Here is a 24,816-nt window from a genome sequence, read left to right on the forward strand (position 1 = left end):
CCGGGATCACGCATGTCCGCACCAAACCAAACCGCGAAAAAAGCGGGCCTGCCCTTGCACTGGAAGATGGCGATCGGCTTCGTCGCCGGCCTGTTGCTCGGCTTGTTCGTGCATTACGGCGTTGGCGCCGATGCCGGTTGGGTGAAGTCGTTGACGACTTACCTCACCCAGCCGTTCGCGACGATTTTCCTGCGCCTGATCTTCATGCTGGTGATCCCGCTGCTGTTCTCGGCACTGGTGGTCGGCATCACGGAGATGGGCGACGTGCGCGCGCTTGGCCGGATCGGCTGGCGCACCCTGGGTTACACGGTAGTGCTGTCGGCGATCGCCGTCCTGATCGGCCTGCTCCTTGTGAACTGGCTCAAGCCAGGCGCTGGCGTCGATCCGGCGCAGGCGCAGCAATTGCTCAGCGAAGGCTCCGAACGCGCCCAGGCCATCGTCAGCGACAGCACGGCACAGCCCAAGGGTCTCGACATGTTGCTGGCGATCGTGCCCGACAACGTCGTCAAGGCTGCGGCCGACAACACCATCCTCGCGGTGATGTTCTTCGCGCTGATGCTCGGTGTCGGCCTGGTGCTGACCCGTTCCGCCGCGGCGGAGACGCTCAAGCGCGGCATCGAAGGGCTGTTCGAAGTCTCGATGACGCTGATCGGCCTGGTCATCAGGTTGGCGCCATACGCGGTGTTCTGCCTGATGTTCAACCTTGCCGCGTTGTTCGGCTGGGAGCTGCTAGGCAAGCTCGCGAGCTATGTGCTGGTCGTGGTGCTGGCGCTGGCGCTGCACATGTTCGTGGTCTATTCCATCGCACTGAAGCTCATCGGCGGCTGGTCGCCGCTGAAATTCTTTCGCAGCGTGGACGAAGCCATGCTGATGGCTTTTTCGACCGCCTCCAGCAACGCCACCCTGCCGACCGCATTGCGCGTGGCCGATGAGAACCTCGGCCTGCCGCGCCGCGTGTCGCGTTTCGTGCTGACGGTCGGCGCGACCGCCAACCAGAATGGCACCGCGCTGTTCGAAGGCATCACCGTGCTGTTCCTGGCACAGTTCTTTGGCATCGACCTCAGCCTGACCCAGCAGGTCACGGTGATGTTCGTCTGCATCCTCGGCGGCATTGGCACCGCTGGCGTCCCTGCAGGTTCGCTACCGGTGGTGGCCCTGATCTGCACCATGGTCGGCGTGCCGGCGGAAGGCCTCGGCCTCATCCTGGGCGTGAACCACTTCCTCGACATGTGCCGCACCACGGTCAACGTCACCGGCGACCTCGGCATCGCCGCGATGGTCTCTCGGGGCGAAACCGACGTCCCCGCGCCTGCGACGACTCCGGCATGACCCGCATCCGCAGCCAGAGGGATGGATCTGCGTTGTCGCCGCGCTGCTGCTGTCGTGGAGCGCGTTGGCCGTGGCCGGCGAACGCGGCTGGTTCGGCTTCGGCCTGAAGTTCAGCGGTGAGGGGTTTTTCCTGAACCCCACGGTCAAGAGCGTCACCGTCGGCAGCCTCGTGCCGGTGTCGCCGGCAGCGCGCAGTCCGATCGCAGTGGGCGACACGATCTACAGGGTCGAGGGCGTGCCCATGACGGGTAGAAAAGCCAAGGAGCTGAGTCCCTGGCCGAGCGGCAGGTGGGGCAGACCCTGCACGTGGACCTGAAACGGCCCAGCGGCGAGGTCTACAGCGTCGCGCTGGTCGCAGTGAAACGGCCCGAATGAGGCCGTAGGGTGGGCTTCAGCCCACCATCGCTTTCCCGGAAATTGGCGGTGGGCTGAAGCCCACCCTACGTGCGAGCCTCATTGGCGCTAACACCGCGCCGCCGCCCCCGCAACCGCGACAGCGCCCGGCACGGATGGGACAATAGGCCGGCCCGCACGCCGACGGGCGCCGCCCCGCGGGTGCCCGAGCATCCGCGCTCAAGAGATCCCTGCAGATTCCCATGACGACGCCCAGCCGCCGCGACCTCGCCAATGCCATCCGTTTCCTTGCCATCGACGCGGTCGAGGCTGCCAAGTCCGGTCATCCGGGCATGCCGATGGGCATGGCCGACATCGCCGAAGTGCTGTGGAACGACTATCTGCGGCACAACCCGAACAACCCGGGCTGGTTCAACCGTGACCGCTTCGTGTTGTCCAACGGCCACGGTTCGATGCTGCAGTACGCGTTGCTGCACCTGTCCGGTTATGCGTTGTCGATCGACGACCTGAAGCGTTTCCGCCAGCTGGAATCGAAGACCCCGGGCCATCCCGAAAACTTCATGACCCCGGGCGTGGAAACCACCACCGGTCCGCTCGGCCAGGGCTTCGCCAATGCAGTCGGCATGGCGTTGGCGGAAAAACTGCTGGCTCAGCGCTTCAACCGGCCCGAATACGAAGTCGTCGACCACCACACCTACGTGTTCATGGGCGACGGTTGCCTGATGGAAGGCATCTCGCACGAGGCCGCGTCGCTGGCCGGCACCTGGGGCTTGGGCAAGCTGATCGCGTTCTGGGACGACAACAAGATCTCCATCGACGGCAATGTCGACGGTTGGTTCACCGACGACACGCCGGCGCGTTTCGAAGCCTACGGCTGGCAGGTGATCCGCAAGGTCGATGGCCACGATCCCGACGAAGTGAAGCGTGCGATCGAGACCGCACTGAAGGCCACCGACAAGCCCACGCTGATCTGCTGCCGCACCACGATCGGGTTCGGTTCGCCGGGCAAGGCCGGCAAGGAATCGAGCCACGGCGCGCCGCTGGGCAAGGATGAAGTCGTTGCCACGCGCGCGGCGTTGAACTGGCCGCATGCAGCATTCGAAATCCCGCAAGAGCTTTACGACGGGTGGCGCGCAGGCAACGCAGGCCTGGTGCGCGAGGACCAGTGGAATACGTTGTTCGACCGCTACGCCGCACAGTATCCGGAACTCGCCGACGAACTCACGCGTCGCTCGCACGGCGAACTGCCGCAAGGCTTCACCGCCGCCGCCGATGCCTACATCGCCAAGTTGCAGGTCGACGCCCCGACGATCGCCTCGCGCAAGGCCTCGCAGATGGCGATCGAAGCCTTCGCGCCGCACTTGCCGGAACTGATCGGCGGTTCGGCCGATCTAGCGCATTCCAACCTGACCTTGTGGAAGGGCAGCAAGTCGGTGAACTCCGACGATGCCGATGCCAACTACATCTACTTCGGCGTGCGCGAGTTCGCGATGACCGCGATCAGCAACGGCCTCGGCCTGCACGAGTGCTTCATCCCGTACGACGCCACCTTCCTCGTGTTCAGCGACTACGCGCGCAACGCCGTGCGCATGAGCGCGCTGATGGGCGCGCACGCGATCCACGTCTACACGCACGATTCCATCGGCCTCGGCGAGGACGGCCCGACCCACCAGCCGATCGAGCACCTGGCATCGCTGCGCTACATCCCGAACAACGACGTCTGGCGTCCTTGTGACGCAGTCGAATCGGCGGTGGCGTGGCGCGCGGCGATCGAGCGCAACGATGGTCCGAGTTGCTTGATCTTCTCGCGCCAGAACCTCGTGCACCAGGCACGCGACGAAGCGCAGGTCGCCAACATCAAGCGCGGCGGTTACGTCTTGCGCGACAGCGTGGGCGCACCGGAACTGATCCTGATCGCCACCGGTTCCGAGGTCGATCTCGCAGTGAAGGCCGCTGCACAACTCGGCGACAAGGTGCGCGTGATATCGATGCCGTCGACCGACGTGTTCGACCGCCAGAACGCCGAGTACCGTGAATCCGTGCTCCCCAATGCCTGCCGCAAGCGCGTCGCGATCGAAGCGGGCGTCACCGACTTCTGGCGCAAGTACGTCGGCCTCGACGGCACGGTAGTGGGTATCGACACTTTCGGCGCCTCGGCGCCGATCGAGGCGCTGATGCCGCACTTCGGCTTCACCGTCGAGCGCGTGGTGGCCGCGGCGAAATCGTTAGGTTGATTTCGTGGGGTGGGCCTTGGCCCACCATTGCCCATGCCGGATTGAGAATGGTGGGCTGAAGCCCACCCTACATTTACGCCCGAGTTTCGCGTAAGCCCAGCGACAACAGCTTCATCTCCAGTCGCCCACGCAATCCGCTGGTGGACTCAAAGCCCATGCGCACCAGCGCCTCGCGATCGTCGCTGGCGCTGCTGCCGATCGCCCGCAGCACCGTGCGCAGTTTGCCGGCTCGTGTGGCCGTATTCGTCTTCAGCCAGCCCAGCGCCTTGACCAGGCGTTGTTCGACCACGGTGAAATCGCTGCCGAGCGGATAGTCGGGCAGGGTGCCGTCGCGACGCAGCGGTGCCAGCACGGTACGCAGGCGCGCCGGCTGGTTGCTCGCCCACGCCGCAGGTGCGGCGAAATCCATGCGCAGCTTGCGGTTGCGCTTGGCGGTGTCCAGCAGGTCGTTCTGGAAGCGCGCATCGGCGATGCGGGTCATCGCAAGCACGCAATCTTCGTCGGTCTTGCCGCGCACGTCGGCGATGCCGTATTCGCTGACATAGACATCGCGCAGGTGGCGCGGGATCGTTGTATGGCCGTAGTTCCAGACGATATTGGAACCGGTGCGCCCTCCAGCATCGCGCGCCGCGCGCAGCATCAACACCGATCGTGCTTCCGGCAGCGCATGCGCCATCGCTACGAAGTTGTACTGGCCGCCGACGCCCGACACGACGCGTCCATCGTCCAGCGCGTCCGAGACCGCCGCGCCGAGCGCGGTCGCCATCATGCAGGTGTTGAAGAAACGCGAATCGCGGCGCTGCAGTCGTTCCAGGGTTTCATTGCCGCCGTACAACTCATTGACCTCGCTGACGCGCTTCATACCGATGCCGCGGCGTTCGTCATCCGACAGGTTGCGCAGCCAGTCGTAGAACGCCGGCGAGCCGAGGTAGAACGCGCCGTGGAGGAATTCGCCGTCACGTTCCAGCGTCGCATGGTCCGCTTCGCTCGCGGAACCATCGTTGATACGCCGCATCAACGCCGCGTCGTCGACCACCTTGCGCCGGATCACGCCGCATTCGACCAGGCGTTTGAAGCCTTCGTTGAGCATCTCGCTGCAGCCGTACAGGCCGATCGAGAACGGGGCGAGATCACGTGGATCGGTATGCAACGGATCGACCAGTGCGGGATCGAGCGAAGCCAGTACGCGTCGATACGCTTTGTTGTCGATGTGCCGCAACGCCAGCGCATGGCACAGTGCGTCCGCCAGCGCGCCGATACCGATCTGCAGCGTCCCCCCGTCGCGCACCAGCGTGCTGGCGTAGAAACCGATCGCGTACTCGGCATCCGCCACCGGCTGCCGTGGCAGACCGAACAGTTTCGGATACGGCCCAGGCGGCGTCACTACGGCATCGAAGAAATCCGCATCGACCGCCGCCGTACCGCCCAGCCAGGGTAATTCGGGATCGACTTCGGCGATCAACAGCGGCCGTGGCAACCCGCGCGCGACGATGGCATCGATCGCATCGAAGGTCAGGTCGGTATTGCACGACAGCGACAATCGCGCGCCACCCGGCTCGCGCGCGACTTTCTGCAGCAGCACGTTCATGCCGCGATCCACCAGCGCCTTGGCCACCTGGGTGTAATTGAGGCTGGCGTAGCGGCGTTGCGCCTGGGCGGAATCCAGCAATGCGCCGGACTGGAAATAGAACTCCTCGATCTCGACATGCTTCGGCAGCGCGTCGCGTTTCATCGCCTGCACATAGGCCAGGCGCGGGAAATCGGCACCGAAGTGGTGCTCGACGAACGGGCCGAGGAAGCGTGCTTCGAGCCCATGGCCGCTGGCCTGGGGCGGATCGAGCGATAGCGCGGTGTAGAGGTGCAGCCGCCGTGCGGGTTCGTGTTCGATGCGCTCGTACAGCGCATTCAACAGTCGGTGCGGCTTGCCCAGCCCGAGTTGTGCGCCGACGTGGAGCGGGCCATCGGTGCGCAACAGCACGAAATCGACGGCAGCGTCGAGGGTGTCGAACAGCGCGGGCGGCGGGCGGACCTGCATGCCGGCAGCCTAACCGACGCGGTAGTCCTAGGCGAACAACAACTTGGCCGCCGCGATCAGGAGCACCACGCCGAGTGCACGACGGAGGCCCTTCACCGGCAGCCATTTCAATCCGAACTGCGTGCCCAGCAACGCACCCACCGCCACGACACCAAGCCATGCGGGCAACGCCTGCGGGAGCGTTCCTGTTGCATGCAGCAGGCCAGCGAGGCCGGTTAGCGAGTTGATCCACACGAAAGCGACCGAGGTGCCGCTCGCTTCCCGCGTCGGCATCCAGTGCGCGAACAGCAGCAACGGCGTGAGGAAGATCGCGCCGCCGGTGCCGGTGAGGCCGGAGAGCACACCGATCGATGCGCCGACGATCAAACCGATTGGCCACGGCACCTTTCGCCCGATTGCCTCTGCATCCTCGCTTTCGGCGCGTGCGGCGTGGCGGAATACGCCGACCGCGGCGACCAGCAGCACCAGGCCGAGCAGGATCGAATAGCTTTCCTTCGGCAACTTCACCTGTGCGGCGAAGAACGCCGCCGGCGCCGAGGCCAGCACGAACGGCAGGACGTTGCGCCAGCGCACATGGCCGCCGCGCCAGAAGCGCACCAGACCGATACCGCCGACCAGCAGGTTCAGCGCGAGTGCGGTCGGCCGCATCTGCTCCGGCGCGAAGCCGAGCAGGGCCATCGACGCGATATAGCCGCTGGCGCCAGCATGGCCGACCGACGAGTAGAGCGCCGCGACTGCGAAGAACAGCGCGGCGAGGATCAGTTCGGATTCGGTCAAGGCTGGCGGTCGAGTGCGCGGGCGAGCAGCGAGCCTGCCAGCAGAGCCGCGACGAACACAAGCGCTTCCACAGTGCCGCGTGCGAGATTGGCCAGCGCAGGCCCCGGACAGTAACCGGCAATGCCCCAGCCGACGCCGAACAACAGGCTGCCGACGAGGAGCCGCGCATCGATGCTTGTGCTGGCGGGAAGTTGCAGTGGATCACCGCAGATCGCGGTACTGCGGCGTCGACGGATCCACGCATAGCCAGGCGTGGCGACGAACAGCGCGCCGGCCATGACGAGGGCAAGCGAAGGATCCCAGCGCCCGGCGACGTCGAGGAAATTCAGCACCTTGTCGGGATCGGTCATGCCCGACACCGCGAGCCCGAACCCGAACACCGCGCCGGCGAGCAGGGCATACAGCAGCCGTGTCATGGCAGCAGTCCGAACGCATGCCGCAACACGAACACCGTCGCGATGCCGGCCCCCATGAACGCGACCACCGCCGCAAGCGAACGCTTCGACAAGCGCGCCAGTCCGCAGATGCCATGGCCACTGGTGCAGCCGCTGCCGAGCCGCGTGCCGAACCCGACCAGCAGACCGGCGGCGATCAGCCACGGCAACGGGAATCCGGTGCGCGGCGGCGAAACCCCGCTGCCGAGCGCGAACCAAAGCGCGGCGCCGGCGACCAGGCCGATCAGGAACGACCAGCGCCATGCGCGTCCGTCGTGCTGCTCGATGGCGCCATTGAGGATGCCGCTGATGCCCGCGACGCGGCCGACCAGCGCCAGCAACAGCACCGCGGCCAAGCCGATCATGGCGCCGCCGATCAATGCGGGGATGGGAGTGAATTCGGTCGGCATGGTGTATCAGCTCAGATGCGGTCGAGCGGAACTTTGAGGTAACGCACGCCGTTGTCCTCCGCTTCCGGCAGCGCGCCGGCGCGGATGTTCACCTGCACCGCAGGCAGGATCAGCGCAGGCATGGCGAGCGTGGCATCGCGCGCCTTGCGCATGGTCACGAACCCCGCTTCGTCGACGCCATCGCGGACATGGATGTTGCCGCGCTTCTGCTCGCCGATCGTGGTCTCGCAACGCACTTCGCGTCCACCCGGCCCGTAGTCGTGGCAGACGAACACGCGGGTGTTCTCGGGCAGTTCGAACAGACGCTGGATCGAACGGTAAAGCGTCGCCGCGTCGCCGCCCGGGAAGTCGCAGCGCGCGGTGCCACCGTCAGGCATGAACAACGAATCGCCAGTGAACAGTGCATCGCCGATCAGGTAGGCGTTGCTGTCGCTGGTATGGCCCGGTGCCGCGATCACGCGCGCATCGAGCTCGCCGATGGTGAAGGCCTCGCCGTCGGCGAACAGGTGGTCGAATTGCGAACCATCGATCGGGAAGTGTTCCCCGAGGTTGAAGATCGGGCGGAACGCCTTTTGCACGTCACGGATACCTTCGCCGATCGCGAGCGTTGCGTCCGGGAAGTGCTGTGACTTCAGCCAGTGCGCGGCGGACAGGTGGTCGGCATGGGCGTGGGTTTCCAGCAGCCACCGCACCTGCAGACCCTGATTACGGACATGATCAAGCAGGGCTTGCGCCGATGGCGTCGACGTCCGCCCGGACTTGGCATCGAAATCGAGCACGGGATCGACGATCGCCGCCGTGCGCGTGGCCGGATCGGCCACCACGTAGCTCCAGGTGCCGGTGTCGGCGTGGTGGAAGGCTTGCACCTGCGGCTGCATGCGCGGCTCCAGAGGCGACGTCGCGGCCATCATAAGCCGCCGTGCCGCGCTCGTCGCCCAGTCGGCCGGGGTTCTGCTTCGCCATTCCCGCGAAGGAGCTGTGGCCTTTGCCGCCGCTCTCTCTCGGTATATACATAGGCCTCAAGAAACAAAAGATTCAAACCAGTCCCACTGGATTCCCGCATTCGCGGGAATGGCGAAGAGACGAACACGCTGTCGGGCCTCGTACCACCTTAGAAGGTTCCTATGAAGATGACCCGCCTCATCCCGATGCTGCCAGTGAGAAGCATGCCCGCGAGTGTCGAGTTCTGCTTCAGCATCGAGCAGAGAAATGATGATTGGCGCTGGGCGATGCTGTGCTTTGGCGAGTGTCGCCTGATGGTGGATCAGTCAATCAACGCCCATCCAGCGATTCCTCGTGATTCCGTTCTCTACTTGTATCCGGACGACATTGCTGAGTATCACGAGCAGGTGCGTAGGAATGGATTGGCTATCCCCGAGTTGGAAGCGTCGTTCTACGGCATGACTGAATTCCGCATCGATGATCCGGACGGAAATCGGTTGTGGATCGGGCAAAAACCCCCAACGAATACCTGATGCACCCTGGAGCTCAACAGTCGTTGGGCTTCGGACAATGACGCCTGCAACAAGCCGAACCCGCATCGCGGGTAGGCTTGATCCAAACGCTATTTCGCAAGCGTCTCGTTAAGCAGCGACGCCAGTCGCCACGCCGCCTGCCGCACGCGTTGCTCGGCCAGCGGCCGCATCGCATTGAGATAGGCGTAGTCCATCCGATGCTGCGCGGGATACAGCTGGCGCGCATCGATCAGGCGGCAGGATTCGCCAGCCCAGGCTTCGGGCGTCGATGCCGCTTCGGCAGGCAATGGCGGCCAAGGCTGGCGGTCGAGGTGGTCGGCGTACTGCTGCAGTTTCAGGCCGCGGCTACCGAGCACGTAGTAGTCCCACACCGAATGCAGGTTGGTGCCCATCACGCCGTCGACATAATGTTTGCGTGCGTACGCCTCGGGTTCGAGGTCGGTGCGCAGGCTGATCTGGAATTTGTTGCCACCTTGGTCGGCACGGTTGCTGGCGTGCAGCGGCTGGTGGATGTCGCCGATGAAATGGACCAGGAACTTCAACGCATCGCGGCGTGCCTCGCGCGGCTGGCTGCGGTCGGCCAGGATGCGCCGCTGCGCCTCGATCGCGGCGATCACGCAATTGCCATCGGGGCAGTCCTTGGCCGGATCGAACGCGCACTGGGTGCCCGAGGCGTAATTGACGTAATGCCAGCGCGAGGTCTGCTTGAAGCGCGGCGGGTCGTTGTCGCGCAGCGCGTCGGCCCAGTAGGCAACGCCGTCGAGGTCCGGGTCAGGCTCACCGGCCAGCAACCGGGCGACTTCCGCCTTGGCGGCGGGGGTGAGGTGGCGTTCGGCCAACGCGCCGACCAGGCGGTGGCCGAGGGCGCTCCAGGCCAGTGCGGCGGGGGAGGCGGCGAGGACAAGGAGGAAAACCAGCGAGGACAATGCCAATCGGCGCATGGCGGGGTGGGGTCGGGGCGGCGGAGCCGTTAAAATACTGCGCTTTCGTGACCCCCGTCCCTTCAGGAACCCCCAATGGCGATCAAGGTTGGTATCAACGGCTTCGGCCGCATCGGCCGCAACGTGCTGCGCTCGGCCGTGCAGAATTTCGGCAACGACATCGAGATCGTCGCCATCAATGACCTGCTCGAGCCCGATTACCTGGCCTACATGCTCCAGTACGATTCGGTGCACGGCCGCTTCAAGGGCGACGTGAAGGTCGAAGGCAATACGCTGGTCGTCAACGGCAAGAAGATCCGCCTGACCCAGGAACGCGATCCGGCCAACCTCAAATGGGACGAAGTCGGCGCCGAAGTCGTCATCGAATCCACCGGCCTCTTCCTCGACAAGACCACCGCGCAGAAGCACCTCGATGCCGGCGCGAAGAAGGTGATCCTGTCGGCGCCGTCGAAGGACGACACGCCGATGTTCGTTTACGGTGTCAACGACAAGACCTACAAGGGCGAGGCGATCATTTCCAACGCCTCGTGCACGACCAACTGCCTGGCGCCGATCGCCAAGGTGATCAACGACAAGTGGGGCATCAAGCGTGGCCTGATGACCACCGTGCACGCCACCACCGCGACGCAGAAGACCGTCGACGGCCCGAGCAACAAGGACTGGCGCGGCGGCCGCGGCATCCTCGAGAACATCATTCCCTCGTCGACCGGCGCCGCGAAGGCCGTCGGCGTGGTGATCCCCGAACTCAACAAGAAACTCACCGGCATGTCCTTCCGCGTGCCGACCTCGGATGTTTCCGTGGTCGACCTCACCTGCGAGCTCGAGAAGCCGGCGACCTATGCCGAGATCTGCGCCGAGATGAAGGCGCAGTCCGAAGGCGCATTGAAGGGCGTGCTCGGCTACACCGAAGACAAGGTCGTCGCCACCGACTTCCGCGGAGACACCCGTACCTCGATTTTCGATGCCGATGCCGGCATCGCCCTGGACAGTACCTTCGTCAAGCTGGTCAGCTGGTACGACAACGAGTGGGGGTATTCCACCAAGTGCCTGGAAATGGTCAAAGTGGTCGCGGGGAAGTAAGCAACCGACCCCAAATGTCACTTCGAAGCCCCGGCACCCCGGGGCTTCGTCGTTTCTGCGACGCAGTGCCCCTGCCGTCACCCCCTTACGGGTTGCGGGAGTCGCCATGCCACGGTTAGCGTGGCCGCTTATGGCCGCAGCCGAGCCCTCTGGCATCCAGCGCACCGGTCCGGACTGGGCGCTGCGTCGCGAGTTCGCGCGGCTGCTGGTGCTCGCCGTCATCCTGCCGGCGCTGACACTGTCGGCGCTGTTTACCTGGCGTGACGCGATTTCTCGTCGTGATCGCGCCGGCGAACGTCTGCAATCGGTTGCCGAATCCACCGCACGCGATCTCGACGACTTCCTCCGCGCGCATCGTGCTGCGGTCGCCGACTTGGCCGAGCGCCGCAGTGCTGAACGCAATCTCGCCGACCGCGCGCGCTGGAGTGCCGATCTGCAACGACTGCGCCGGCATTACCCGGCGTTCCGCAGTCTGTTGGTTACCGACGCCAAGGGCGGACTACTGCTGCGCGATCCGCCAGCGCCAGCTTCGAAGGCGAATCTGCAAGTGGGCGACCGTGCCTATTTCACCGAACCGGCGCGCACGGGCACCAGTTACGTTTCGGATGTCATCCTGGGCCGCGTTCGCAACGATGCGTTGGTCGCGCTGTCGGCACCGTTGTACGAACATGGACGTTTCGCCGGTGTCGTCGAGGCTTCGATCACGGTCGAAACCGTCGCCGGCCTGCGTGGGCAATTGCTGCGCGAACGTGGCTACGAAGCGCTGCTGCTGGATCGCGCGGGAGCCGTAGTGCACGCCAGCGCCGGCTTGCCGTATGCACCGCTCGATCGGATCGGCAGCGACGCGCCCGCACAGCAACTCCAGCGCATCGCCACGCACCCGCAGGAGCGCACACTGCAACGCGTGAATGGCGTGTTGCGCGACGGTGATGATGCGTATGGCGTCGCCGTACCGCTCACTGTCGGCTGGCGTTTGCTACTGCTGCAACCCAAACACGGCCTGGACGTGGAACTGTTCCGCAACGTACTCGCGCTGCTGGTCCTGTTGTTGCTGGTGGCGGCCGGCGTGTTCGCAATCGCCTGGTGGCAGATGCGGCGCCTAACCGGCAGCGTGCGCGAACTGCTCGAACGCATGCAGCGTTTCGCCCTCGACCAGGACTCGCCGCGGATCCCGTCCGAATCGATGCCCAGCGAACTGGCGCCGCTGGCCGATGCCATGAATCAGCTCACCAACCGCCTCAGTCACGCCTATCGCGAGACCAGTCATAGCCTCGACGAACAGCGCCGCCTGCGCCGTTCGCTGGAACAGGTGGTCGGCGCACGCGAGCGCGAGATCGCGCAGCGCACGCAGGAATTGCGCACGGCGGTGTCCGAGCTCGATCGCCTCAGTCGCACCGACGCCCTGACCGGCTGCCTCAACTATCGCGGCTTCCGCGAAGTGGCGGCGCTGTTGTGGCACGAGGCACGAACGACTGATCGACCGTTGTCGGCGCTGGCGCTGGATATCGACCACTTCAAGTCCTACAACGATCGCTACGGCCACCAGCGCGGCGACAACGCGCTCAAGCGCTTCGCCGGTGCCGTGCGCAGCGCGCTCTACCACCGCGAGGACGTGGTGGTGCGGCCCGGCGGCGAGGAATTCATCGTGTTCCTGCCCGATACCACGCTGGAGCAGGCGCGCGGCGTCGCCGAACGCATCTGCACCAGCGTGATCCACGCCGACATCGCCCACGCCGGCTCTCCGATAGGCGTGGTCACGGTCAGCATCGGCGTCGCCAGCATCGAGCCGGACGACGGCGACGATCCCGAAGTCATGCTCGGCCGCGCCGACGCCGCCCTGTACCGTGCCAAGAACGCCGGGCGCAATCGCATCTCGCTGTAAGGGGTAGGCCTTGGTTTGAACGTGGCGGCCGCGACCGCGACAATAGCGGCCCCTTTGTCGCCGCTGAATCCCCATGTCCATCCTCCGCATGACCGACCTCGACCTCGCCGGCAAGCGCGTGCTGATCCGCGAAGACCTGAACGTGCCGATCGAGGCGGGCCGCATCACTTCCGAGCAACGCATCACGGCCGCTTTGCCGACGCTGAAGCTGGCGTTGCAGCAGGGTGCGGCGGTGATGGTGACCTCGCACCTCGGGCGGCCGAAGGAAGGCGTGTGGAGCGAAGCCGATTCGCTGGCGCCGGTGGCTCTGCGTTTATCCGAATTGCTCGGTATCGACGTGCCACTGGTGAAGGACTGGGTCGACGGCGTCGACGTGCAGCCGGGCCAACTGGTACTGCTGGAAAACTGCCGCATGAATGTCGGCGAGGGCAAGGACGACGACACCCTGTCGAAGAAATATGCCGCGTTGTGCGATGTGTTCGTGATGGATGCGTTCGGCACCGCGCACCGGGCGCAGGCATCCACGCATGGTGCGATCAAGTTCGCCAAGGTCGCCGCGGGCGGTCCGCTGCTGATGGCCGAGCTGGATGCACTGGCGAAGGCGCTCGACAACCCGTCACGGCCGCTGCTGGCGATCGTCGCCGGTTCCAAGGTGTCGACCAAACTGGAGTTGCTGTCGTCGCTGGTCGGCAAGGTCGACCAGCTCATCGTCGGTGGCGGCATCGCCAATACGTTCATCGCCGCGATGGGGCATGGCGTCGGCAAGTCGCTGGTCGAAATGGATCTGATCGACACTGCAAGACAGATCATGGCCGACGCGAAGGCACGCGGCGCGGATATCCCGGTGCCGACCGATGTCGTCGTCGCACCGAAATTCGCCGCCGATGCACCGGCGACAGTGAAGGCCGTCGATGCGGTCGATGCCGACGACATGATCCTCGACATCGGCCCCGACACCGCGCGGCGTTACGCCGAGCTGATCAGGAATGCCGGCACCGTGGTGTGGAACGGTCCGGTCGGGGTGTTCGAGTTCGATGCCTTCGGCCATGGCACCGAAACACTGGCGCGCGCGATCGCCACATCGAAGGCGTTCTCGATCGCCGGCGGTGGCGACACGCTGGCCGCGGTCGACAAGTACGGCATTGCCGATGACGTGTCCTACATCTCCACCGGTGGCGGCGCGTTCCTTGAATTCCTCGAAGGCAAGGAGCTGCCCGCGGTCACGGCGCTGAAAGCACGCGCCTGAGCCGCATTCATCTCAGCGCGGCCGTTGCGCCGGAATTTGCCTGTAGTAGGCTGCGATACGAGCAGTACACAGGGGATGCGGGGATGCGATTCGGGCAGTGGGCGCTGCTGTTGGCGCTGGTGGCAGGTGGGGTGCGTGCAGGCGATACCGAACACGTACGCGGCGACTTCCGTTTCTCGGTCGGGGCCGAACCGGCCTTCATCACCAGGCGCGAAATCCCGGCGCAATGGGATACGACGGCACCGGGCGCGAACGAACCGCGCTGGCGTTACTGGCTGTACGACATCCAGGCCGATCGCCGTGCTGGTCGCGACCTGGTCTATGCCGACCACGTGTTCGAGCCGAAATCGCAGTCGCTCATCGGCGAGGCCGGCCGCTTCCAGATCACCTTCAATCCGAACTACCAGCGGCTGTTGATCCATCGCGTTGAGTTGCGCCGCGACGGTCGTTGGCTCGACCGCCTGTTCCCGGACAAGATCTCGCTGGCGCGGCGCGAAAGTGGTTTCGAACAAGACCTGGCCGATGGTGAAGTGACCGCGTTGATCGTGCTCGACGACGTCCGCGTCGATGACGTCATCCGCGTCAGTTACACCGTCGCCGGCAGCAACCCGATCCTCGCCGGGCAGACCGCTGACTGGACCCAGCTCGGATGGCACAACCCGGTGCTCGACAGCTATCTGCGCGTCCTCGACGATCCGGGCAGCAAGTTGCGCGCGCATCGCGAGAATGCCGCCCCGGAACCGGTGATCCGCACCACCGCCGATGGCGTGGAGGCGCTGGCCCACAAGCACGGCGCGGCCGCGGTCATCAACGAGGAGAACTATCCGCTCTGGTACCAACCGTACCCGACGGTGCAGATCGCCGTCGATCGCAGCTGGGCCGACGTGGTCACCTGGGCCTTGCCGCTATATCCCAAGGTCGATGCACTGCCCGATGACCTGGAGGCGAGGATCGCTGCGTGGGTGAAGATCGCCGATCCGCATGCACGGATGAAGGCGTTGTTGCGCACGGTGCAAGACGAGATCCGATATTTCGGTGTGGAAATGGGCGACAACACCCATCGTCCGACGCCACCGGCCGAAACCTGGCGCCGCCGCTACGGCGACTGCAAGGACAAGGCTTATCTGCTTTCGACGCTGCTCGGGCGCGTGGGCCTGCAAGGCGTGCCAGCGCTGGTGTCCACGCAACGCGGGCGCGCGCTGAAGGATTTCGTACCCACGGCATCGGTGTTCAACCATGTCGTGGTCCGCGCGACCGTGGCCGGCACGGTGCTGTGGGTCGATCCGACCATGACCCAGGAAGGCGGCGATCCACGCGACAGCGACCTGAGCCCGTATGGCGTTGCCCTGCCGATCACCGCAGGCGTCGCGGCGCTGGAAACCATCGCACCGGGCCGGGATGCGAACGATGGTATCCAGTCCGTCGAACAGTATGTGCCCAGCGTCGACGGACGCAGCATCAAGCTGCGCATCGAAACCGTGTACCAGGGCCGCTCGGCCAATTACGCGCGCCGTTCCCTCGCGAGCGAGCGTAGCGAGGATCTGTCACGTCGTTACGCCGACTATTACCGCAAACGCTATGGCGACCTCGACGTGCTGGCGTCACCGACGCTCGCCGACGACCGCGAAGCCAATACGCTGAAGACCGTCGAGACCTATGAACTGAAGTCGCCGTTCGAAAACGAAGGCGGGGTCAGGGCGCTCGAAGTCTATGGCGAAGCCCTGCAGGGCACGAGCGTGCTGCCGCCGTCGATGGCGCGTACCGGCCCGCTGGATTTCGCCCAGCCATCGCACTACAGGCATGAGGTCCAGATCGAATTGCCGGAACGCTGGAGCGCTACCTTCGGCAATGAAGACGTCTCCTATGCCTCCACCGCCTTCGACTACAAGCGCGACCTCAAGGTCGCCGACCGTTCGGTCAAGCTGGTCTACGACATGCGCGTGAAGGAAACCGAAGTGATGCCGGAACGCGTCGCCGCCCATCTCGGCGAATTGCGCAAACTGCGCGAGAGCCTGTCGGCGCGGTTGCGCTTCCACATGCCGGCCGGGCTGGACCAGCAGCAGCGCGACCAGCGGCTGAAGGCACTGCTCAAGGATGTGATCGACGGCGGAGCCAAGGAATGATGCGCACGTGTCTTTTGCTGGCCGCGCTCGTGGCGTGGCCGGTGATGGCGGCCGAGCCGCAGGCGTCCGCCGATATCGCCAGCACCGATCCAGCGCGGGCGTGGGAACTGTTCCTGGACAAGGCCGAATTCGAGCAGGCTTATCCCGCCTACGACGTGCTCGACAAGGTCGGGTACCGTCCCGATGGCGTCGATGCAGCGTTGTGTCGCGAGCATGCCGATGCGCTGAATGCCGCGGTCGCTGCAGCACCTGTGAGTATCGTCCTGCGTCGCGCCGCCATGCTCTGCGCCGAAGCCGTCGGGGACGATACCGGTGCCGAACACGCCCTGACTGCCCTGGCGGGTCTGGCGAAGTTGGCGTTGTCGCAGGCATCGAACACCATCAATCCCAAGCCGATCCGCGTACTGCGTCCCGACGACGCCTACGCGTTGCTGCATGCCAGCGGCCTCGAGTACCGCTACGACTACTACGCCGAGGTGGCGGTCAAGCGCTATTTCCCACTGGTAATCGCAGCGTGGGATCCCGAGGCCAAGCTCGAGCACCACCTGGAATTCGATTACATCGACACGATCCAGCGTATCGATCGCAAGGATCGTTTTTCCGGTTTTCCGTTCAACCGCAACCAATACGTCGATGCGTTCGTCGACAGCCAGGTGAAGGCGAACGACATCCTCGGCCTCGACATCCAGGCGGTGCGTGACGCCATCGGCGTGGCCGCCACCAAGGACAAAGTCGCCAAGCTGCGTGTGACCGCCGAACGTGGCGGCATCCAGTCCGCACTCAATTGGCTGTCGCTCTGCGCCAGCAAGCCGTTCCCGGGTTGCGGTGACGGCTTCGTCGACGCGGTACTGCCGCAAGCGGAAAAGCAGTACGCGCTGCCGATGACCTTGCTGGCCTACGCCTATGCCGAGGGTGTCGGCGTCAAACCGGATGCGGAAAGCGCCCGTCAGCTGCTCGACGCAGCGGACAAGCGCTGGCGCTACGACGGTGCGACGCTGACCTATGCGGCACTCTGGGCCATCAACCACAAGAGCGCCTTGCCGGATGCGCTGCGGCAACGTCTGGTCCAGGCACAAGCGCGAGGCAACGCGAACGCACGGCTGTTGCTGATCCGGGAGAAATTCGTCGCCAATCCGAAAGCAGCATTCGATGACGCTGAAGTGGCATTCCTGTCAGAGCCGAAGCACAACGGACTCGGCTCCGGTTACGCGATGCTCGCGGGATATCACGCACGGCTCAAGCACAAGCAGGAGACCCTCGAATGGGGCAAGCGTGCCGCCGAGGCGGGCAATGCCGAAGCGCAGTCGAACTATGGCCTGGCTTTGCTCGATGGCGATGGCCTTGCCGCCGACCGCGTAGCTGGCGAGCGCATGCTTGCCGAGGCAGCGCACGGCGGCGATACCTGGAGCCAACGCTATCTGGCCAGCCTCAGCGCGCAGCAAGGCCGCTGGGCCGATGCCGAAGGCTGGTTGATGGCCGCGGTGGATAGCGGCGACATCAAGGCGGTGCTGTTCCTCGCCGAACTGTACGAATGGGAGCGCCCAGGCGTCTCTGGCAAAGTCGATCGCGCCGTCGAGATTTATCGCGCGCTGGCCGACGCGGATAACGTCGCCGAAGGGCGTCGACGCCTGGCCGTGATGGCGCTCGCTGGTCGAGGCATGAAGAAGGATCCCGGGCAGGCGAAGCAGTGGTTGCTGGCCGATGCCGAAAAAGGCGATCACGCTTCGGAATACATGCTCGGGATGTCGTACCTGCAAGGCGAGCTTGGCAACGTCGACGAAGCTGAAGGCACGCGCTGGATGGAGCGCGCAATCGAGGCGAAGGAAGAAGGAGCCTATGCCGATTATGGTTATTGGCTCTACTACAAGAAACAGACGCCGCAATCCAGGAGCCGTGCACTCGAACTGTGGCGGGCAGGCGAAACCATAGGTGCGGCCGGGGCATCCAATAACCTGGCGTGGGCGCTGTGTACGTCCGCCGATGCCGCTGTCTTCGATGCCAAGGCCGGATTGGCCTCTGTCGGGAAAATGGGCAACGTCGAAAGCCTCGGCGCGACCGCACTCGATACCGTCGCCGCTTGCCATGCCGCAGCAGGCGATTACAAGCGCGCCGCGGAACTGCAGGCACGGGCGATCGAGCTGTTGAAGAAGGCCAATGCCTCCGCAACGGCAAGCAGCGACGAAGACGACACGCGTGGTTATCGCGACCGGTTGGCGCTCTACGCCAGGCGGCAGCGCTATATCGAGCCGGTTGTTCGCAAGCAGCCATGAAAGTGTGATGGCTGTCCTCGTCTTCATGCCTTGCATGCACTGGCCACACTAACGTGCCCGGCGCGGCCGCCGTGGCCGCGATCGCAGGGAGAGGCACTCCAATGGGCCGGATGAAGGTATTCGTCATCAGCATCGTTCTGACCATGGCCTCCAGCGCCAGCCTCGCAGGCGGCGGCGGTTGCCTGGCCGGTCACTACCAGTACTTTGACGCGGCTGGCCAGCAGGTCGGTGCGGAATCGGTCGGGTGCCAGTCCAACTGGAGTTGGGGCATACGCACCGACGATGCCGTGTTCGTTGCCAGTTGCGGCGAAGCGAGTTGAGACCCGGACGTTACGAATGAAACAAAAGCCCCGGCTGATCCGGGGCTTTTGCCTTTCCAGGTCAATGGTGTTGCCAGTCGTCCGCCAGCAGGCCGAAGATTTCCGAATCGGTGGCCACGTCGCCGACGAAAAAGCGCTGCCGCAGCACGCCTTCACTGACAAAGCCCAGGCGTTGCAGTAGTCCGCGCGAGGCATCGTTGCGTGGATCGATGTCGGCCTCGATCCGATGCAGTCCGAGTGTGCGGAACCCCCAGTCCAGCGCCAGCGCGACCGCTTCGCGCGCGAGCCCTTGGCCCCACAGGTCGGAGCGCAGCGCGTAGCCAACCTCGGCGTAGCGATGGCGGGCGTCAAAGTGGAACAGGGTGCAGGTGCCGATCGCCGCATCGTCGTCACGACCGACCACGATCCAGTTGAGCTTCTCGCGCTGCTCGAAGCCCTCATCGATTTCCGCGATCAGGCCTTCGGCCTCGCCACGTTCGGTCATCGGTGGCCGACTCCAGTAGCGTGTCACCGCCGGATCGGAAAACAGGGAGAACAGTCCGTCGGCATCCTCCGCCCGCGGTCCGCGCAGATGCAGCCGTTTGCCCTGCAGCCTGGGGAAGGCGGGCAGGGAGGCGAGCCTGGTACTGATCGATGCATCGTGGGTACTGCTGCGCATGGTGTTGTCGTGTCGCGGCGCTGTGATAGTTTCGTCACCATGCCAGAACATAGACGCCGCACCAAAATCCTCGCCACCCTGGGCCCGGCCACCGATGCGCCGGGCGTGCTCGATGCCCTGCTGCGTGCAGGGGTCGATGTAGTCCGCCTGAATTTCTCGCACGGCGATCCGGCTGCGCAGCTTGCGCGCGCGCAAGCGGTGCGTGAGGCCGCGCAACGCGCCAACGTCGAAGTCGGCATCCTCGCCGACCTGCCGGGGCCGAAGCTGCGCATCGAGCTTTTTGCCGAAGGACGCGTGCAACTCAAGGCCGGCGATCGTTTCGATCTGGTCGCGCGGACCGATGCGCCGCCTGGCAACGCACGCGAGGTCGGCATCAGTTACCTCGGCCTGCCCAGCGACGTGCATCCCGGCGACACGTTGCTGCTCGATGACGGCCTGATGCAGCTGCGCGTCGAACGGATCGAGGGCGAGCGCATCGTCACCACCGTGCTCAATGACGGCGCGCTTTCGAACCGCAAGGGCCTGAACCGGCTCGGCGGCGGCTTGTCGCTGGGGGCGTTGACCGAGCGCGATCGCGAACTGATCGCAGTCGCGGCGCAGATCGGCGCCGAGTTCATCGCGGTGTCGTTCTGCCGCAACGCCGCCGACATGGAAGAAGCCCGGGCGATTGCGCGCAAGCACGGCAGCGATGCCGCCCTGGTCGCCAAGATCGAGCGCACCGAGGCGATCGAGAACCTGACTGAGATCGTCGAAGCTTCCGACGCCGTGATGGTCGCGCGCGGCGACCTCGGCGTGGAGATCGGCGATGCCGAACTGCCAGGCCTGCAGAAAAAGATCATCCGCGAGTCGCTGCTGCGCAACCGCGTCGTCATCACCGCGACGCAGATGCTGCAGTCGATGGTCGACAGCCCGATCCCGACCCGCGCCGAAGTGCTCGACGTCGCCAACGCGGTCATCGACGGCACCGATGCGGTCATGCTGTCGCAGGAAACCGCGGCCGGCAGCTACCCGGTCAAGGCGGTCGAGGCGATGGCGCGGATCTGCGTCGGCGCCGAAAAACAGTTCCAGATGGACACCGATTTCGAGAAGGCCCCGCGCGACCTCGAGCGCGCCGACCAGGCCATCGCGATGGCGACGATGTTCCTGTCCGAACACATCGGCGTGCGTGCGATCGTGGCGATGACCGAATCCGGCGGCACTGCGCGCTACTTGTCGCGCTTCCGCACCAGCGTGCCGATCTACGGCCTGTCGCGCCACGCCGGATCGCGCCGGCGCATGGCGCTGATGCGCGACGTGTTCCCCGTCGATTTCGACACTCGTGGCCTGGCCCCGCGCGAAGCCGCGCGCGACGCAGTCAAGCAGCTGTTCGAGTGCGGCCTGCTGACCGGTGGCGACCGCGTGATCTTTACCAGCGGCGACCACATGGAACACCACGGGGCGACCAATACGCTGCGTCTGCTGCAGGTCGGGGCGGGCGGAGGGGCGGAAGGATTGGGCGAGCTGTAGCGCTGGTCTGAGATCGGCGATTGGCACCATTCAGGAGCATGACTGACGGTCATTGACCGCGGCTATTCGTGGTGCTATTTCGTCGCTTGGGGTAGTTGCCGGAGTCCGGCGATGACGTGCTTCCGCTTCTTGGCAGGCTGTCTGGCAGGTGCACTTTGCGCACCCGTCCTGGCCGCGGAAGGCATCCGCGTAGTCAACGAAGGCGGGATCCGCGATGAATGGACCCTGCCGCAGGGCTACAAGCTGGCGATGCCGGTGTATCCGGCTGCTTATGTCGAACAGCCCGCCGAGGTCTGCGTCGCCCTCGGATACCTGATCAACCCGGACGGCAGTACTTCCGATTTCGCATTGTTGAAGAGCTGGACCAGTGTCGATGTCCCGAACAAGGGGAGCCAGGACTACTGGGCGGCCTTTGCCAATGCCGCGGCCCAAGCCTTGTCACAATGGCGCTTCCAGCCGCGGCCGGAGGTGACGGCACCGCGTCCTGTCTACACGGTCGCGACCATGATCTTCGCAGGGTCATCGGATTTGCGCAGTCACTGCGCCATCCCCAACCTGGCGACCAGGTTGCGGGAGCTTCGCCAAGACACCAGCACCAGACGTAAGATGAACACCGCCTTGTTCGACCGTCTGGAGCTGGATTCCAACCTGCGCGAACAGGACACCATGCGGCAACCACGCATGTGAACCTGTCTGGTAAGCGCGCCTTTTCCTCAAGGAGAATTTCATGAGTCGTCGACTAAAGCTCTACGCGTCGGTTGCAGTGCTCGTTGCGCTCTATGCCACGGCAGGCACGGCAAAGGACCGGGTTCGAGTCGTCAACGAAGGCGGCATCCGCGATGCATGGATGCTGGCCGACGGAGTCAAGCTGGCAGCCCCTGGTTATCCTGCGTCGTTTGCCGAACGTGGTGACAATGTCTGTGTGGCGATCGGCTATTCGATCGAGCCCGATGGGTCGACGTCTAATTTCGCGCTGTTGAAGAGCTGGAGCAGCAGCACGGGTGAAAAGGAACCAGCCACTGGATTTTGGGATGCGTTCACGCAAGCGGGAGCCAATGCCTTGTCGCAATGGAAGTTCAAGCCCCGTCCCGAAGTGAGCAGCCCGCAACCGACCTATACCGTGGCCACCATGCATTTCATGGGCAAGGAAGCGACGGATCCTGCCGCCCTGAGGGGCAATTGCAAGATCGAGAACTTGTCCGCGTTCTTGCAGGAACAGAAATCCCGGCAGTTCATGAACGGCAAGGATAAGTACGAACTGGACCGCATGAACCGTCAGATAGAGCAAGCGCAGATCAAGGCCGCCGCCGCCGCCGCGGGAGTGAGGTAGCAACGGCAATTGAGGTTCCCAGCCGGGTCTGGCTCCGCCTGCCGTTGCGGGCAGGTGGAGTCATGTTTTGCCGGGCTGTTTCAGGCCGGAGATAAACCTTCCAGGCCAGCTATAATGAAGGTTTCCAGTCGGGTCAGACCAGAAACCATGAGCATCGAACAGCTTGCTGAAACCGCCCAGGCCATGGTCGCCGCGGGCAAGGGCATCATTGCGATCGACGAGTCGAACGCCACCATCGCCAAGCGCTTCGCCGGCGTCGGCATCGAGAACAGCGAAGAGCAGCGTCGCGCGTACCGCGAATTGCTGCTGACCACGCCGAAGTTGGGCGAACACATCAGCGGCGCGATCCTGTACGACGAAACCATCCGCCAGGCGACCAAGTCCGGCGTACCGTTTACCAAGGTCATGATGGACAACGGGATCATCCCGGGCATCAAGGTCGACAAGGGCACGCAGCCGCTGGCCGGTTTCCCGGGCGAAATGGTCACCGAGGGCCTCGACGGCCTGCGTGCTCGCCTCGAGGAGTACTACAAGCTCGGCGCCCGCTTCGCCAAGTGGCGCGCGGTGATCAACATCGGCGACGACATTCCCTCCGGTACCTGCATCGAAGCCAACAGCCATGCGCTGGCGCGCTACGCCGCGCTGTGCCAGGAACAGGGTCTGGTGCCGATGGTCGAGCCGGAAGTGATCATGGACGGCAGCCACGACATCGATACCTGCTTCGAAGTGACCGAAGTCGTGCTGCGTTCGCTGTTCGACTCGCTGTACCAGAACAGCGTGCTGCTGGAAGGCACCATCCTCAAGGCGTCGATGGTGCTTCCGGGCACGACCAGCGGCGAGAAGGCCAGTGTCGACGAAGTAGCTGCGGCCACGTTGCAATGCCTGAAGTCGACCGTGCCGGCGATCCTGCCGGGCATCGTGTTCCTGTCCGGCGGCCAGAGCGACGAGGATGCGACCGCGCACCTCGATGCAATGAACCGCATGGGCCCGAATCCGTGGCCGCTGTCGTTCTCCTACGGCCGCGCGATGCAGTCGGCGGCACTGAAGCTGTGGTCGCAGGACCTGGTGAACAACGTCGCCAAGGCCCAACAGACCGTGTACGCACGTGCACGCGACAATGGCCTGGCGGCACTCGGCCAGTGGAGCAAGGCGGCGTAACACGCGCTTCGCCCAGATCGAAAACGCCGGCCTCGCGCCGGCGTTTTTGTTTTCAAGACGCCGAAGACTCCGGCGCCGTCGCCACTTTGTCCGCCGCACGCACCGCCATCCGCCGGTCGATCGCGTCGAGGCCCAGGTCGGACATCGTCTTTAAGCCCGTGAACAACCACAGCGCCCAGGCGCCCGTGCTGCCGGCACCAAAAATGATCGCAAGGTGCATCGGCACGACCCGTAGGTAAGGCGTGAACATCAACGTGCCGAGGTTGGGTTTGCCACGCACGTCCGCGGCGTGTTGCGCGGCGTACGTCTGCTGTTGCGAGAGCACGAACGATACGCCGCAGGCAGCGAGGACGAGCGCGTCGCGCCAGCCGACGACGGCGTGCCCGGTAAGCAGGAACACCAGGTAGCCGACGTGGAAGAATCCGTAGTGCAGCGCGAAGAAATTCGCGGTTGAGCGCTTGCCGCTGTCGTCTTCCGGAACAGGTTTGTCGTTCGACGTGAAGCCTTCGGTGCTGAATTTGTGCAGTGCCAGCATGCGCTTGCGCGCATACCAGCCGATGATCACGCTCTGCATCCAGTACGGCCACAGCAGCCAGCCGACGTTCCAGTCGAACGCCAGCGCGGCCGTCAGCGTGGCGGCATTGGACAGGAGCAGGTTGCGGGCGGACGGGCTCATCGCCCGGCGAGGATAGCGCGATAACGCGTGGCCATCGCCGCGTCGAAGCAGCAGAACACCACACGCTGCGGCAACGGATGCACCGCGAGCCAGGCCCGTACTTCCGCCACTGCCAGCGGCGCCGCATGTACCGGGGGATAGCCGTAAACGCCGCAACTGATCGCGGGAAACGCGATCGAGTCGAGGCCATGTTCTGCGGCCAGGTGCAGCGATGCCCGATAGCAGCTCGCGAGCAACACCGGTTCGCCGGAAGTGCCGCCGTTCCAGATCGGGCCAACGGTGTGGATCACGTAGCGCGAGGGCAGGCGATGGCTCCAGGTAATGCGCGCCTCGCCAGTCGGGCAACGCACGCCCGGCCCCGCTTCCGGCAGCGAGCGGCATTCCGCGAGCAACCCCGGCCCCGCGGCACGATGAATGGCGCCATCGACGCCGCCGCCACCGAGCAAGGTCTCGTTGGCGGCATTGACGATGGCGTCCACCGCCAGCGTGGTGATGTCGCCATGGATGACTTCGATGCGCATGTGCTCATTGCAAGCCCGGCGGCGGCGCAGGTCAACCGATGGCCTACGCGGACGTTA

23 protein-coding genes are annotated in these 24,816 nt (G+C 64.9%); 14 read left to right on the forward strand and 9 right to left on the reverse strand.

Going from position 1 to position 24,816, the window contains the following annotated elements; all coding sequences use genetic code 11:
• Positions 1 to 12: 12 nt before the first annotated feature.
• The 3 genes from MO486_RS11735 (at position 13) to tkt (ending at position 3,917) form a co-directional block, all read left to right on the forward strand.
• Positions 13 to 1,329, forward strand: coding sequence for a dicarboxylate/amino acid:cation symporter (locus MO486_RS11735; protein ID WP_242907840.1), 1,317 nt, complete (start codon positions 13 to 15; stop codon positions 1,327 to 1,329).
• A 70-nt stretch (positions 1,330 to 1,399) separates the two neighbouring features.
• Positions 1,400 to 1,645 (forward strand): PDZ domain-containing protein, encoded by a 246-nt coding sequence (locus MO486_RS11740; RefSeq protein WP_242907842.1) that lies wholly within the window; start codon positions 1,400 to 1,402, stop codon positions 1,643 to 1,645.
• Positions 1,646 to 1,925: 280 nt separating this feature from the next.
• Entirely contained in the window at positions 1,926 to 3,917 is a 1,992-nt protein-coding gene (tkt, locus tag MO486_RS11745; RefSeq protein ID WP_242907847.1) for a transketolase, read from the forward strand.
• 73 nt (positions 3,918 to 3,990) lie between these two features.
• Here tkt and MO486_RS11750 read toward each other — a convergent pair whose 3' ends face one another.
• From MO486_RS11750 to MO486_RS11770, 5 genes are read right to left on the reverse strand one after another with little or no spacing between them, the layout of a single operon-like run.
• Positions 3,991 to 5,952, reverse strand: a complete 1,962-nt coding sequence (locus MO486_RS11750) for an acetyl-CoA hydrolase/transferase C-terminal domain-containing protein (RefSeq protein ID WP_242907849.1) — start codon at positions 5,950 to 5,952, stop codon at positions 3,991 to 3,993.
• Positions 5,953 to 5,979: 27 nt separating this feature from the next.
• On the reverse strand, positions 5,980 to 6,729 hold the full coding sequence (locus MO486_RS11755; protein ID WP_242907851.1) for a sulfite exporter TauE/SafE family protein: 750 nt from the start codon (positions 6,727 to 6,729) through the stop codon (positions 5,980 to 5,982).
• Positions 6,726 to 7,145 carry a YeeE/YedE family protein gene (locus MO486_RS11760; protein WP_242907853.1) on the reverse strand — a complete coding sequence of 140 codons (420 nt, stop codon included), beginning with the start codon at positions 7,143 to 7,145 and terminating at the stop codon, positions 6,726 to 6,728. The genes MO486_RS11755 and MO486_RS11760 overlap by 4 nt, the downstream gene beginning before the upstream one ends.
• A complete protein-coding gene (locus tag MO486_RS11765; protein WP_242907855.1) occupies positions 7,142 to 7,573 on the reverse strand; it encodes a YeeE/YedE thiosulfate transporter family protein in 432 nt (143 codons plus the stop codon). Before MO486_RS11765 ends, MO486_RS11760 begins: the two co-directional genes overlap by 4 nt.
• 11 nt (positions 7,574 to 7,584) lie before the next feature.
• On the reverse strand, positions 7,585 to 8,451 hold the full coding sequence (locus MO486_RS11770; protein WP_242907857.1) for an MBL fold metallo-hydrolase: 867 nt from the start codon (positions 8,449 to 8,451) through the stop codon (positions 7,585 to 7,587).
• A gap of 246 nt (positions 8,452 to 8,697) precedes the next feature.
• On the opposite strand from MO486_RS11770, the gene MO486_RS11775 reads away from it, so the two are divergent.
• On the forward strand, positions 8,698 to 9,048 hold the full coding sequence (locus MO486_RS11775) for a VOC family protein (RefSeq protein ID WP_242907859.1): 351 nt from the start codon (positions 8,698 to 8,700) through the stop codon (positions 9,046 to 9,048).
• 89 nt (positions 9,049 to 9,137) lie between these two features.
• Here MO486_RS11775 and MO486_RS11780 read toward each other — a convergent pair whose 3' ends face one another.
• Complete coding sequence (locus tag MO486_RS11780) at positions 9,138 to 9,989, reverse strand: S1/P1 nuclease (RefSeq protein ID WP_242907861.1); 852 nt, start codon at positions 9,987 to 9,989, stop codon at positions 9,138 to 9,140.
• 75 nt (positions 9,990 to 10,064) lie between these two features.
• Between MO486_RS11780 and gap the strand changes: the two genes are divergently transcribed.
• The 6 genes from gap to MO486_RS11810 all read left to right on the forward strand — a co-directional run bounded on the left by gap (position 10,065) and on the right by MO486_RS11810 (position 18,910).
• Positions 10,065 to 11,069, forward strand: coding sequence for a type I glyceraldehyde-3-phosphate dehydrogenase (gene gap, locus MO486_RS11785; protein WP_242907863.1), 1,005 nt, complete (start codon positions 10,065 to 10,067; stop codon positions 11,067 to 11,069).
• A gap of 106 nt (positions 11,070 to 11,175) precedes the next feature.
• Entirely contained in the window at positions 11,176 to 12,951 is a 1,776-nt protein-coding gene (locus tag MO486_RS11790) for a diguanylate cyclase (protein WP_242907865.1), read from the forward strand.
• 73 nt (positions 12,952 to 13,024) lie between these two features.
• Positions 13,025 to 14,197: a phosphoglycerate kinase gene (locus MO486_RS11795; protein ID WP_242907867.1), complete on the forward strand. Its 1,173-nt coding sequence runs from the start codon at positions 13,025 to 13,027 to the stop codon at positions 14,195 to 14,197.
• Positions 14,198 to 14,280: 83 nt separating this feature from the next.
• Positions 14,281 to 16,320 (forward strand): DUF3857 domain-containing protein, encoded by a 2,040-nt coding sequence (locus MO486_RS11800; protein WP_242907869.1) that lies wholly within the window; start codon positions 14,281 to 14,283, stop codon positions 16,318 to 16,320.
• The gene (locus tag MO486_RS11805; RefSeq protein ID WP_242907871.1) at positions 16,320 to 18,590 is read left to right on the forward strand and encodes a tetratricopeptide repeat protein; all 2,271 of its coding nucleotides are present in this window, start codon (positions 16,320 to 16,322) and stop codon (positions 18,588 to 18,590) included. The genes MO486_RS11800 and MO486_RS11805 overlap by 1 nt, the downstream gene beginning before the upstream one ends.
• A 110-nt stretch (positions 18,591 to 18,700) precedes the next feature.
• Positions 18,701 to 18,910 carry a hypothetical protein gene (locus MO486_RS11810; protein WP_242907873.1) on the forward strand — a complete coding sequence of 70 codons (210 nt, stop codon included), beginning with the start codon at positions 18,701 to 18,703 and terminating at the stop codon, positions 18,908 to 18,910.
• A gap of 61 nt (positions 18,911 to 18,971) precedes the next feature.
• Here MO486_RS11810 and MO486_RS11815 read toward each other — a convergent pair whose 3' ends face one another.
• Positions 18,972 to 19,568 (reverse strand): GNAT family N-acetyltransferase, encoded by a 597-nt coding sequence (locus tag MO486_RS11815; RefSeq protein ID WP_242907875.1) that lies wholly within the window; start codon positions 19,566 to 19,568, stop codon positions 18,972 to 18,974.
• Positions 19,569 to 19,607: 39 nt separating this feature from the next.
• Here MO486_RS11815 and pyk point away from each other — a divergent pair, with 39 nt between their 5' ends.
• The 4 genes from pyk (at position 19,608) to MO486_RS11835 (ending at position 23,562) form a co-directional block, all read left to right on the forward strand.
• The gene (gene pyk / locus MO486_RS11820) at positions 19,608 to 21,074 is read left to right on the forward strand and encodes a pyruvate kinase (protein WP_242907877.1); all 1,467 of its coding nucleotides are present in this window, start codon (positions 19,608 to 19,610) and stop codon (positions 21,072 to 21,074) included.
• 111 nt (positions 21,075 to 21,185) lie between these two features.
• Positions 21,186 to 21,761: a hypothetical protein gene (locus tag MO486_RS11825; protein ID WP_242907879.1), complete on the forward strand. Its 576-nt coding sequence runs from the start codon at positions 21,186 to 21,188 to the stop codon at positions 21,759 to 21,761.
• A 40-nt stretch (positions 21,762 to 21,801) separates the two neighbouring features.
• Positions 21,802 to 22,404 carry an energy transducer TonB gene (locus MO486_RS11830; RefSeq protein WP_242907881.1) on the forward strand — a complete coding sequence of 201 codons (603 nt, stop codon included), beginning with the start codon at positions 21,802 to 21,804 and terminating at the stop codon, positions 22,402 to 22,404.
• Between the two features lie 147 nt (positions 22,405 to 22,551).
• Positions 22,552 to 23,562 carry a class I fructose-bisphosphate aldolase gene (locus MO486_RS11835; RefSeq protein ID WP_242907883.1) on the forward strand — a complete coding sequence of 337 codons (1,011 nt, stop codon included), beginning with the start codon at positions 22,552 to 22,554 and terminating at the stop codon, positions 23,560 to 23,562.
• A gap of 52 nt (positions 23,563 to 23,614) precedes the next feature.
• Here the strand turns inward: MO486_RS11835 and MO486_RS11840 are convergent, their stop codons facing one another.
• Positions 23,615 to 24,238 carry a DUF6498-containing protein gene (locus MO486_RS11840; protein ID WP_242907885.1) on the reverse strand — a complete coding sequence of 208 codons (624 nt, stop codon included), beginning with the start codon at positions 24,236 to 24,238 and terminating at the stop codon, positions 23,615 to 23,617.
• The gene (locus MO486_RS11845) at positions 24,235 to 24,759 is read right to left on the reverse strand and encodes an O-acetyl-ADP-ribose deacetylase (RefSeq protein ID WP_242907887.1); all 525 of its coding nucleotides are present in this window, start codon (positions 24,757 to 24,759) and stop codon (positions 24,235 to 24,237) included. Before MO486_RS11845 ends, MO486_RS11840 begins: the two co-directional genes overlap by 4 nt.
• Positions 24,760 to 24,816 lie beyond the last annotated feature (57 nt).

The sequence above is a fragment of the Lysobacter sp. CFH 32150 genome (assembly GCF_022758295.1).
GTDB lineage: Bacteria > Pseudomonadota > Gammaproteobacteria > Xanthomonadales > Xanthomonadaceae > CFH-32150.